Annotated in this window: 10 protein-coding genes; all 10 read left to right on the top strand. The window is 70.4% G+C overall.

Features of this window, described 5'->3' with window-relative positions; translation table 11 throughout:
- Window positions 1–1,005 precede the first annotated feature (1,005 nt).
- The 10 genes from AB0D32_RS29355 to AB0D32_RS29310 all read left to right on the top strand — a co-directional run bounded on the left by AB0D32_RS29355 (window position 1,006) and on the right by AB0D32_RS29310 (window position 11,870).
- Window positions 1,006–2,232, top strand: coding sequence for a membrane dipeptidase (locus AB0D32_RS29355; RefSeq protein WP_357097161.1), 1,227 nt, complete (start codon window positions 1,006–1,008; stop codon window positions 2,230–2,232).
- Entirely contained in the window at window positions 2,229–3,866 is a 1,638-nt protein-coding gene (locus tag AB0D32_RS29350) for an ABC transporter substrate-binding protein (RefSeq protein ID WP_357097159.1), read from the top strand. Before AB0D32_RS29355 ends, AB0D32_RS29350 begins: the two co-directional genes overlap by 4 nt.
- A gap of 33 nt (window positions 3,867–3,899) precedes the next feature.
- Window positions 3,900–4,853, top strand: coding sequence for an ABC transporter permease (locus AB0D32_RS29345; protein ID WP_357097157.1), 954 nt, complete (start codon window positions 3,900–3,902; stop codon window positions 4,851–4,853).
- 109 nt (window positions 4,854–4,962) lie between these two features.
- On the top strand, window positions 4,963–5,841 hold the full coding sequence (locus AB0D32_RS29340; protein ID WP_357097155.1) for an ABC transporter permease: 879 nt from the start codon (window positions 4,963–4,965) through the stop codon (window positions 5,839–5,841).
- A 3-nt stretch (window positions 5,842–5,844) separates the two neighbouring features.
- Window positions 5,845–7,020 (top strand): Xaa-Pro peptidase family protein, encoded by a 1,176-nt coding sequence (locus AB0D32_RS29335; RefSeq protein ID WP_357097153.1) that lies wholly within the window; start codon window positions 5,845–5,847, stop codon window positions 7,018–7,020.
- Complete coding sequence (locus AB0D32_RS29330; RefSeq protein WP_357097151.1) at window positions 7,017–7,850, top strand: alpha/beta hydrolase; 834 nt, start codon at window positions 7,017–7,019, stop codon at window positions 7,848–7,850. The genes AB0D32_RS29335 and AB0D32_RS29330 overlap by 4 nt, the downstream gene beginning before the upstream one ends.
- Entirely contained in the window at window positions 7,850–8,836 is a 987-nt protein-coding gene (locus tag AB0D32_RS29325) for an ABC transporter ATP-binding protein (RefSeq protein ID WP_357097149.1), read from the top strand. Before AB0D32_RS29330 ends, AB0D32_RS29325 begins: the two co-directional genes overlap by 1 nt.
- Complete coding sequence (locus AB0D32_RS29320) at window positions 8,820–9,809, top strand: dipeptide ABC transporter ATP-binding protein (RefSeq protein WP_357097147.1); 990 nt, start codon at window positions 8,820–8,822, stop codon at window positions 9,807–9,809. The genes AB0D32_RS29325 and AB0D32_RS29320 overlap by 17 nt, the downstream gene beginning before the upstream one ends.
- Window positions 9,810–9,846: 37 nt before the next feature.
- Entirely contained in the window at window positions 9,847–11,049 is a 1,203-nt protein-coding gene (locus tag AB0D32_RS29315) for a membrane dipeptidase (protein ID WP_357097145.1), read from the top strand.
- A gap of 92 nt (window positions 11,050–11,141) precedes the next feature.
- A complete protein-coding gene (locus AB0D32_RS29310; RefSeq protein ID WP_357097142.1) occupies window positions 11,142–11,870 on the top strand; it encodes a GntR family transcriptional regulator in 729 nt (242 codons plus the stop codon).
- Window positions 11,871–11,875 lie beyond the last annotated feature (5 nt).

The following is an 11,875-nucleotide window of genomic DNA, read 5'->3' as shown; positions in this document are numbered from 1 at the left end:
CTGGCCCGGCAGTCCGGGGGAAACGGCGATCGTCTGGCAGCCCGGTCGACCGGGCTGCCAGACGATCGCCGTTTCCCCCGGACTGCCGGGCCAGGTCGGCCCGATCAGCAGCGGCTGATCGTGGAGTTGCTCAGGCCCACGTTGCCGACGGTCAGGTCGTCCGCGCAGGGGTTCTCCACGATCCGGCTGTTCACCAGAGTGAAGCTGCGCAGGGTGATGTCCCGGTTGCCGGGGAAGCCCAGGAGTTGTCGATGACGACGGCGCCCGTGGCGGCGACCCGTGGCGCGAGTTCCTTCGCGCTGCCCTGCCGGTCAGCCGCACCTCGCCGCCGCCGCTGATGGTGCCGCCGCCGGCCGCGATGTCGACCCCCCCTTGGCAGTTCTCGAATCAGGATCGCGTTGCTGCCGGTGTCGGCGATGCCCACCCGGTCGAAGGCGGCGCCGCCGGACTCCGAGACGCAGAAGATCCCCCGGCCGCCGCCGCGCGCCCGGGCGGTGCCCACCCGGACGTTGGTCGGGTAGCCGGAGCCGACCCGCCCGTTGCGTCCGTGGCGTTGCGCAGGAAGATCCCGTAGAGCGGGGTGCCGGTGAGGTGCCCGACCTCGACGTGACCGGTGCCGCGGGAGTAGATCGGCGCCTGGTCGCCGCCGCCCGAGCCGGTGACGTCGATGGTGCCGCACACGTCGATCGCGGTATGGCTCGGTAGGGAGATCCGCGAGCCGGCGCTGATCGAGCCGGAGCCCCGTACGACGACGCGCTGCCTGCTGGTCCGCCCGGCGGCGAGGTAATGGTAAGCGCTTTCCGGTGCCGTACGGAAGACCGCTTCGCTGTCGGGCCCCGGCCGCCGGGTCGTCGAGGGGGCTGCCAGGCCGCGCTGGCGGCCGAGGTCGGGGGGCGTCGGCCGATCGGGGGAGAGCGGGTAACGGTCAGGTCACGAGGGATTCCCAAGGGGTTCGCCACCTGCTTAGTCTTCGAGGCAGGAGGTCTGACCTCCATCCTCATACCTTTGAGCTGGCCAGGTGAGCTGCACGTGCAGGAAGTTGCCCCCCGCTACGACGGATACCGGTCGTTCGACTACCTGGAGCCCCAGGTCGACTACAAGGTCTTCGAGCTGGCGCCACAGCTCGGCCGGGTACCCGAACACGACCTCGGCCTGACCGACGAACAGCGCGCCCGGGCCTCCCGGCTGCTGCGCGAGCATGTGGCCATCTCGCTGCACGAGCACCCGAAGATCCTCCCGGCGGATGTCTCGCAGCTGCGCGACTACAACCGCACCGGCCGCAACTCCTTCGGGTTCGAAGGGCTCGCGCGCTCCGGGATGACCGCGGTGTTCGACAACTTCATGAACGGCACGGGCTGCGTCACCAGCGAGCACGCCTGGAAGTGGGACGACGTCATCTACGACATCGGCCTGCGTTTCGCCGACGTCGCCAAGCAGGACTACGTGGTGGTGGCGACCACCCTGGAGCAGATCCTCGCGGCCAAGCGGGAGGGCCGGCTCGCGCTGGTCGCCGGCCTGGAAGCGGCCACGATGATCGAGAACGAGCTGGACCGCATCGACATCCTGTACGGCTTCGGCGTCCGCCAGATGGGCATCGCCTACAGCCAGGCGAACATGCTCGGCAGCGGGCTCTCCGAGCGGGTCGACGGTGGGCTGACCCACTTCGGTCGGCGCGCGGTGGACCGGATGAACAAGCTCGGCATCGCCATCGACGTGTCGCACTCGGGCGACCGGACGTCGCTGGAGGTCGTCGAGGCGAGCCGCGTGCCGGTGTTCATCACCCACGCGGGGGCCCGGGCGGTCTGGGACACGCCGCGGATGAAGTCGGACGAGGTGATCCGGGCCTGCGCCGAGCGCGGCGGGGTGATCGGCATCGAGGCGGCACCGCACACCACCCTGTCCGCCGCGCACCCGCACCACTCGATCGAGTCGGTGATGGACCACTTCACCTACTGCGTCGACCTGGTCGGCATCGACCACGTCGCCTTCGGCCCGGACACCAACTTCGGTGACCACGTCGGGCTGCACGACAGTTTCACCCAGCACCTGGCGATCGGACAGGCACACGGCGCGGTGGACCACCCCCGGGTGCCCTACGTCTCCGGCATGGAGAACCCAGCGGAGTGCTTCAGCAACATCGCCGGCTGGCTGGTCAAGCACGGCTACTCCGATGACGAGATCGCCAAGGTCATCGGCGGCAACATCATTCGGGTTCTTCAGGAGGTCTGGTGAGCACGTCCCACACCCGCCGCCCCGGCCGCTGGCGCATCGCCGCCGCGATCGGCGTGGTGGCCGCGATCGGCCTGTCCGGCTGCGGCCTCAACGAGGACAACGCGTCCTCCACCAACACGTCCGGTGACGCCTCGGTGCTGCGTATCGGCACCACCACCGACGTCTCCAACTTCAATCCGCTCCAGTCGCTGAGCAAGACCGACTCCTGGATCCTCAACGCCATGTATCCGCACCTGCTGCGGATCGACGAGAACGCCAAGAAGGCGCCGGAGCTGGCCGAGGAGTACACCTACGAGGACGGCGGGAAGACCGCGGTCTTCAAGCTGCGTGACGACTTCACCTGGACCGACGGCAAGCCGGTGGTCGCGGAGGACGTCAAGTTCAGCGCCGAAATGATCATGAAGTACAAGCTGGGCAACGTCGCCGCCAAGCTGACCTGGGTCGAGTCGATCGAGGCGCCGGACGCGACCACGGTGAAGTTCAAGCTGTCCCAGCCGTACGCGCCCTTCGCCGAGGGCGTCGGCTTCTGGATGTCCATCGTGCCCAAGCACATCTTCGAGAACGCCGGCGACCTGTCGAAGTTCGCCAACGACTCGAACTGGGTCGGCGCCGGGCCGTTCGTGCTGGAGAGCGCCACCAAGGGCCAGCGCTACGTGATGAAGCGCAACGACAAGTACCCGCTGGCGCCCGGCGGCAAGGCGGCGGTCAGCCAGGTCGAGTACCGGATCTACCCGGACGTCAACACGATGATGCTGGCGCTGCGCAACGGCGACATCGACATGATGGGTACCCCGGTGCCCGCGTCGGCGGCGAAGACCTTCGCCAACGATGACAAGATCAAGCTCAACAAGGTCGGCGCGCTCGGCTTCGCCCACCTGACGTACAACATGAACAACAAGGACCTCGCCAAGCAGGAGGTCCGCCAGGCGCTGTCCATGTCGGTGGACACCAAGGCGATCATCGCCGCCGTGTTGCAGGGCGACGGGCAGCAGATGGCCGGCCCGATCTCGCCGATCTTCTCCGAGTACGACAACGCCGACCTCCAGCCGTACGCGTTCGACCCGGAGGGGGCGAAGGCGAAGCTGACCTCGGCGGGCTACAAGGACGGCAACGGCGACGGCTTCTTCGACGGCCTCTCCCTCGGCGTGGCGTGCGACCAGTCCAACGCCAACATCACCCGCGTGGTGCAGCTGTTCCGGGAGAGCGCGGCGAAGGCCGGGATCAAGCTGGAGAACCAGTGCGTGGAGCGGAACACCTTCCTGTCCCGCACCAAGAACGGTGACTACGACATCGACGCGTCCCAGTGGGGTGTCTTCGACAACCCGATGGACCAGCTGCGGAGCACGTACCTGTCGAGCAACCCGGGCGGCATCAACTACAACCTGCTCAAGTCGGACGAGATGGACCGGCTGATCAACGACGCGGCGGCCACCACCGACAAGGCGGCCTTCACCGAGAAGATCAAGAACATCGACCGGGTGGTGCACGAGCAGGCCTACCTCACCCCGCTGTACGTGGAGAACTTCCAGTTCGCCTACAACGCCAGCAAGTTCACCGGCTTCGTCGGGTCGCCGTCGGACCTGCTCGGCATGGTCACCGCGTACTCGCTGGCCCAGGTCAAGCCGGTCAGCTGACGGCGGGCTGACGAAAGAAGGGAGGGGGTCCCCGTGGCACGCTTCGTGCTCAGCCGGGCGTTGAAGGCCGTCTTGACCATCTGGATCGCGATCACCGCGACGTTCTTTCTGCTCCGGCTGCTTCCCGGGGACCCCACGACCCTGATGGTCGAGGGGGACATGACCCCGGAGATGCAGGCCGCGCTGCTCAAGACGTACGGCCTGGACCGGCCGCTGTCCGAGCAGTACGTGTCATACCTGCGCGAGCTGACCCAGGGCAACCTGGGCATCTCGTTCCGGCAGATCCAACCGGTGACCGACATCCTCGTCGAGCGGTTGCCGTGGACCCTGCTGCTGGCCGGCACGGCGTTCCTGCTCACCATCGCGGTCGGCATCCCGATCGGGGTCTACGCGGCGGTGCACCGGGGCCGCTGGCCGGACAAGGTGCTCCAGGTGCTCGGCATCGGCGGGCACGCGCTCTTCGTGCCGAGCGTCGCGATGCTGCTGATGGTCTACCTCGGCGCCCGACTCGGCTGGTTCCCGATCGGCGGGGCGATCGACCCGGACACCCGGGGCGTCGGCGCCTACCTGAGCCTGGCGCACCACCTGGTGCTCCCGGTGCTCTCACTGGTGCTCGTGCAGCTCGGCCCGTACGCGCTGACCCTGCGCACCAACATGCTCGAAGTGCTCGGCGAGGACTACATCCGGGCCGCCCGGGCCCGTGGCCTGTCCACCCGGCGGCGGGTGTGGAAGCACGGACTGCGCAACGCGATCCTGCCGGCGCTGACCCTGATGGGTCTGCAACTCGGCACGTTGGTCGGCGGAGCCGTGCTCACCGAGACCGTGTTCGCCTATCCCGGCGTCGGCCGGCTGATCTTCGAGGCGGTCGGGCAGCGGGACTACCCGGTGCTCCAGGGGGCGTTCATCATGCTCGCCGTCACCGTCGTGATCGCCAACGCCCTCACGGACCTGCTCTACGCCGTGCTCAACCCCAGGATCCGGCTGTGAGCGCGGGAAGCGGGCGGCGCGGGGCGGCCCCGGCGGCGGGACGCGGCCGTGCCGAGATGCCAGAAGCGGCGGAGCGGAGCCCCGCGGTCGTGACAGAAAGGGTGGCCCGATGAGCGCGCCGGTGTTGACCGAGCAGACCGTACCGGTCCGGGAGGCCGCCGTCGTCCCGGCCTGGCGCAGCTACCTGCGGCAGCCGTCGGCGCTGATCTCGGTGCTGGTCCTGGTGGTGATGGTGGTGCTCGCGATCGCCGCGCCGCTGATCGCCGACGAACCGAACGGCACCAGCGCCGACGTGCTCCAGTCCCCGTCCGGCGGGCACTGGTTCGGCACCGACGACCTCGGGCAGGACATCTTCGCCCAGGTGGTCTGGGGCACCCGCACCAGTCTGGTGATCGGCGTCGCGGCCTCGCTCATCGCGCTCGTGCTCGGCGCCGCGATCGGGCTGGCCTCGGCGTACTTCCGGCCGGTGGACGCGGCGGCCACGGTGGTCACCGACGTCATGCTGGCCCTGCCCACCCTGCCGCTGATGATCATGTTGGCGGCCGTGGTGAGCCCGAGTGTCTGGACGCTGACCGTCATCATCGGCGTCTTCGCCTGGCCCGAGGTGGCCCGGCTGATCCGCTCGCAGGGCCTGGTGGTCTCGGCGATGCCGTACATCGACGGCGCCCGGGTGCTGGGGGCCAGGGGCTGGCGGATCGTCACCCGGGAGATCCTGCCGGCGGTCATCCCGCTGATGGTGGTCAGCGTGCTGCTGACCGCGTCCCGGGCGGTCATCTCCGAGGCCGGCCTGAGCTTCCTCGGCCTCGGCGACCCGGACGCCTGGTCCTGGGGCCGGATCCTGCTCAACGCCCAGCGCAGCGGCGTGGTGGCCATCGCCTGGTGGCAGACGCTCTTCCCGTCGCTGGCGATCCTCTTCCTGGTGCTCTCCGCGACGGTCGCCGGGATGCGGTTCAACGACGTTCGTGACCCCCGCCGGAACGGAGGCTGACCCATGCGGCTGCCCGACACCTTCTACGCCACCGTCCGGGCCCGGCTCGGCGACGCGCTCGCCAAGCGTGACCTGGACGGCTTCCTGGCCACGACCCCGGCCGACGTGGCTTTCCTGACCGGCTTCTTCTACATCGCCACCGAGCGACCGGTCTACCTCTGGATGCCGCGCGAGGGCGACCCGCTGCTGGTCATCCCCCGCCTCGACGAGGAGTACGCGGCCCAGCAGGAGATCACCGTCGAGACGGTCACCTACGCCGAGTTCCCGGGCGTGGTCACCCCGGAGGAGACCCTCGCCGCCGCGCTGTCGGGCCGCCGGACCCGGCGGATCGGGGTCGGCGCGAGCCTGTCGATCGGCGCCCTCGACAAGCTGACCTGGGCCATCGGCGGCGCCAGCCTGGTGACCACCGACGCCGTGGCCCAGCTGCGGCTGTGCAAGTTCCCCGAGGAGATCCCGCTGCACGAGGCGGCGGCGCGGATCTGCGACGAGATGCTCGCCGCCGGCCGGGAGTTGATCGCCGACGCGCTGGCCCGGGGCACCGAGCTGCCCCGGGAGGACGAGATCGCCCGGCACGTCATCGGCTACGGCACCGACCGGATGTACGCCGACTACGACCGGGTCGTCTACACCACCAAGCTGGCCGGCGGGCTCGTCTACGCCGGACCCAACTCGGCGCTGCCGCACGGGTTGCCGACCCGGCGGCGCGTACGGCCGGGCGACACGTTGATCCTCTCGCTGGGCGCGGCGGTGGCGAGCCGGTTCGTGGAGAGCGAGCGGACCTTCGTCATCGGCGAGCCCACCGCCGAGCAGCGCCGCTACTACGAGGCGGACCGGGAGGCCCAGCAGGTCGGCACCGAGGCCATGCGCGTCGGGCGGACCTGCGCCGAGGTCAACCGGGAGTGCCTGGACGTGCTGCGCGGGCACGGGCTGGGTGACTACATCCGGCACCGGCAGGGCCACGGCATCGGGTTGCAGAACCACGAGGCGCCGTGGGTGGAGGACGGCGACGACACCGTCCTCGCGCCCGGCATGCTGCTCTCCAGCGAGCCCGGCGTCTACGTGCCCGGCCACGCCGGCTACCGCATCTCCGACACCGTCCTGGTCACCGACGCCGGCCCGCGCCGGCTGACCAGCTATCCGCGCGATCTCGCGTCCAACGTCATTGAGGGGGTCCGATGAAGATCAACGGTGCCGAGCTGGTGGTCGAGGCGTTCGGCCCGGAGGACGGGCCTGCGATGATCGTGCACCACGGCGCGCCCGGCCTCGGCTCCCGGTCTGAGCCGAAGCGGTCGTTCGGGCCGTTCGCCGACCGGATGCGGGTCATCGTCTTCGACGCCCGGGGCTCGGGGGAGTCCAGCGACGACGAGCCCTTCACCCACGAGCAGTGGGTGGCCGACGTGGACGCCATCCGGGAGCACTTCGGCCACGAGAAGATCGTGATGGCCGGCGGGTCGTACGGCGGCTTCATCTCGCTGGAGTACGCGATCGCCCACCCCGACCGGGTCTCCGCGCTGATCCTGCGCGACACCGCCGCCGACACCGCCCACGACCACCTGGCCGTCGAGCGGGCCCGAAACACCGACCGGACGGTGATCCCGCAGTGGGCCATCGACCGCATCGGCACCGGCCGGTTCGAGAGCAACGACCAGCTGCGGGACTACTGGCGGGCGATCCTGCCGCTCTACGACCACCAGCACGACCCGGCCAAGGACGCCGCCCGGCTCGCCCAGACCCGGTTCCACTACCGCACCCACAACGCCGCCTTCGGGCAGAACATGCCGCGCTACGACCTGAAGCCGAAGCTGGCGAGCATCACCTGCCCGACGTTGGTCGTCGTCGGGCGGCACGACTGGCGTACCCCGGTGGCGGCGTCGCAGGCGATCGCCGACGGGATCCCGGACGCGCGGCTGGTGGTCTTCGAGAACTCCGGGCACTCGCCGCAGCTGGAGGAGCCGGAGCTGTTCCAGCGGGTGGTGCGGGACTTCCTCGACGAGGCGGGGATCCGCTGATGGACCCACTGCTCCAGATCACCGACCTGCACGTGTCGTTCCCCGGGGCCACCGGGCCGGTGCACGCGGTCAACGGCGTGTCGCTGGCCCTGACGGCCGGGCGCACGCTGGCCATCCTCGGCGAGTCCGGATCGGGCAAGAGTGTCACCGCGCAGGCGGTGATGGGCATCCTGGACGTCCCGCCGGCCCGGGTCACCGGCTCGGTCACGTTGCGCGGCCGGGAGCTGCTCACCCTGGAACCGAAGCAGCGCGACCGGGTCAGCGGCGAGGAGATCGGCATGGTCTTCCAGGACGCGATGGCCGCGCTCAACCCGGTCTTCACCGTCGGCGACCAGCTCACCGAGTTGCTGCGGGTCCGCCGTGGACTGTCCCGCGCCGACGCCCGCCGCCGCGCGGTCGAGCTGGTCGACCGGGTCCGCATCCCGGCGGCGAAGGACCGGGTACGCGACTACCCGCACCAGTTCTCCGGCGGGATGCGGCAGCGCATCATGATCGCCCTGGCCATCGCGCTGGAACCGGCCGTGCTGATCGCCGACGAGCCCACCACCGCACTGGACGTGACCGTCCAGGCACAGGTGATGGAGTTGATCGCGGAGATCCAGCGGGACAGCGGCATGGCGCTGCTCCTGATCACCCACGACCTGGGCGTGGTGGCCGAGGTGGCCGACGACGTGGCCGTCATGTACGCGGGGCGGCTCGTCGAGCGGGGCACCGTCGAGCAGATCTTCGACGGCCCGGCCCACCCGTACACCGAGGGACTGCTCGCCTCGATGCCCCGCGTGGACCGGCGGGACGAGCAGCTCTACGCCATCCCGGGCGCCCCGCCCAACCCCGCCCGGCTGCCCACCGGCTGCCCCTTCCACCTGCGCTGCCACCGGGTCACCGACGAGTGCCGGACGGCGCTGCCCGCGCTGGAGCCGCTGCCCGCCGGCCGCGCCAGCGCCTGCCACCACCACGCGGAGGTGCTGCATGCCACCCAGCGATGACGTCGTGCTCCGGGTCGACAACCTGGTCAAGCACTTCCCGATCAAGGGCCGGGTGCCGCTGCGCAGCGGAGGCGTGGTCAAGGCCGTCGACGGGGTCTCGTTCGACCTGCGCCGGGGCGAGACCCTCGGCGTGGTCGGCGAATCCGGCTGCGGCAAGAGCACCCTGGCCCGGATGCTGGTCGGGCTGGAGCGGCCCACCGCCGGCGAGGTCCGCTTCGGCGACGCGGTGGTGCACCGGGCCCGGGGCCGCGAACTGCGGGCGCTGCGGCGCCGGATCCAGATCGTGCTCCAGGACCCGTACACGTCGCTCAACCCGCGCCGTACCGTCCGGGAGATCCTGCTCCAGCCGTACGAGATCCACCCCGACGTGCTGCCCAAGGCCCGTCGGCTGGACCGGATCCGGGAACTGCTCGACCTGGTCGGCCTCGACGCCAGCCTGCACCTGGACCGCTACCCGCACCAGTTCTCCGGCGGGCAACGCCAGCGGATCGGCATCGCCCGGGCGCTCGCCCTGCAACCCGACGTGATCGTCTGCGACGAGCCGGTCTCCGCGCTCGACGTGTCGGTCCAGGCCCAGGTGGTCAACCTGCTGGAACGGCTCCAGGAGGAACTGGGGGTGGCGTACGTCTTCATCGCCCACGACCTGTCGGTGGTGCGGCACATCTCCGACCGGGTCGCGGTGATGTACCTCGGCAAGCTGGTCGAGACCGGCCCCGGTGCGCCCCTGTACGACCAGCCCCGCCATCCGTACACCAAGGCGCTGCTGTCGGCGGTGCCGGTGCCGGAGCCGGCCCGGCGCGTCCAGCGGCAGCGGATCCTGCTGGCGGGCGACCCGCCGAGCCCGGTCGACCCGCCGTCCGGCTGCCGGTTCCGCACCCGCTGCTGGCAGGCCACGGACGACTGCGCCACCACCGAACCGCCGCTGGCCGGCGCCGGACACCCGGTCGCCTGCCACTACCCGTTGGCCGCGTGACGCGCCCGACGCCGTTCCACTAAGGAGTGAGTGAGCCTTGCTGCAGAACCCCGCCCCGCGGTACCAGGGACACAAGTCGTACTCGTACCTGGAGCCGCACTCGGACTACCGGGTGTTCGCTCTGTCCCCGGAGGTCGGCCGGGTGCCGGAGCACGACCTCGGCCTGACCGACGCGCAGCGGCAGCGGGTCACCCGCCTGCTGACCGAACACATCGCGATCTCGCTGCACGAGCACCCGGTCGTCCTGCCCGAGGACGTCCGTGAGGTGCGCGACTACAACCGCACCGCCCGGCAGCGCACCGGGTACGAGGGGCTGTCCCGCTCCGGGCTGACCGCCGTGTTCGACAACTTCATGGCCGGGGCGTCCTGCGTCACCAGCGAGAACGGCTGGAAGTGGAACGACCTGGTCTACGCCCTCGGCATGCGGATGAGTGACCTCTACAAGCAGGACTACGTGGTGCTGGCGACCTCGCTGGCCGACATCCACGCGGCCAAGCGGGACGGTCGACTGGCCCTGGTCGCCGGCCTGGAGTGCAGCAGCCCGATCGAGAACGAGCTGGACCGGATCGACATCCTCCACGGGTTCGGCGTCCGGCAGCTCGGCATCGCCTACAGCCAGGCGAACATGCTCGGCGGCGGGCTCTCCGAGCGCGTCGACGGCGGGCTGACCCACTTCGGCCGGCGCGCGGTGGACCGGATGAACAAGCTCGGCATCGCCATCGACGTGTCGCACTCGGGCGACCGGACGTCGCTGGAGACGATCGAGGCGAGCCGGGTGCCGGTGTTCATCACGCACGCCGGTGCGCGCGGGGTCTGGGACATCGCCCGGATGAAGCCGGACGAGGTGATCCGGGCCTGCGCCGAGCGGGGTGGGGTGATCGGCATCGAGGCCGCCCCGCACACCACCCTGTCGGCCGCGCACCCGCACCACTCGCTGGACTCGGTGATGGACCACTTCACCTACTGCGTCGACCTGGTCGGCATCGACCACGTCACGTTCGGGCCGGACACCATGTTCGGCGACCACGTTGGCCTGCACAACGTCTACGCCGGCAACTACGCGCACGACTCGGGCAAGCGACCCGATCACCCCCGCGTGGAGTACGTGGCCGGTGTGGAGAACCCCGGCGAGGCGTTCGGCAACATCGTCGGCTGGCTGGTCAAGCACGACTACTCCGACGACGAGATCGCCAAGGTGATCGGCGGCAACACCATCCGGGTGCTCGAACAGGTCTGGTGACCGGGGGCGGCGGCGTGCGTCGGCGCAGGACGACTACTACTACACTCCGTACGGCCGCAGCGGCGCGGCGCGGAGCGAAGAGGTGAAGGTGGATGGCTCGGCGTGAGACCGCGCTCCAGACCGCACAGAGTCGGCTGATGGAGCTGATCGGCAACGAGTTCCGGGCGGGGGACAAGCTGCCCAACGAGCGCGAGTTGGCCGATCTGCTGGAGGTCAGCCGCGCCACCGTGCGGGAGGTCCTCGGCCAGCTCGCCGCCGAGGGCGTGGTGAAGCGCACCTGGGGCATCGGCACCTTCGTGCACGAACCGGCCGGCCGGGTGCCGGTGTCGCTCGGCGACGTCACCGCCCTGCGCGACCGGATCACCGCCTCCGGCCACCGTCCCGCCCTCACCGACGCCAAGGTCAGCCGGGCCACCTGCCCGGCCGACTGCGCCGAGGTGCTCGGCCTGGCACCGGGCGATCCGGTGTGGAGGGTCGATCGGCTCTTCGCCGTCGACGAGGTGCCGGCGGTGTGGATCTGCGACCACCTGCCGTTGCGCGTCGCCGAGCACGATCTCGATCCGTCCGGCCTGGTCAGCATCGACCTGGACATGTTCGAGTTCCTGGCCAGCGCGACCGGCATGCCGGTGCGCCGGGCCGAGATCGAGTTCGCCGCGGTGCTCGCCGACGAGGTGGCGACGACCCGGCTCGGGGTGTCTGCCGGGCATCCGCTGATCAGCGCGACCCAGATCGGTTACACCGCCCAGGACGTGGCCCTGTTCCACGGCCACATCACGGTCCGCACCGACGTGTTGACCCTGCGGATCAGTCGGGGAGGCTGATCCGC

Source organism: Micromonospora sp. NPDC048170 (assembly GCF_040652795.1).
Taxonomy (GTDB): Bacteria; Actinomycetota; Actinomycetes; order Mycobacteriales; family Micromonosporaceae; genus Micromonospora.
Note: the sequence above shows the minus strand (reverse complement) of the source record. Positions and strands in the feature narration are given on the sequence as shown.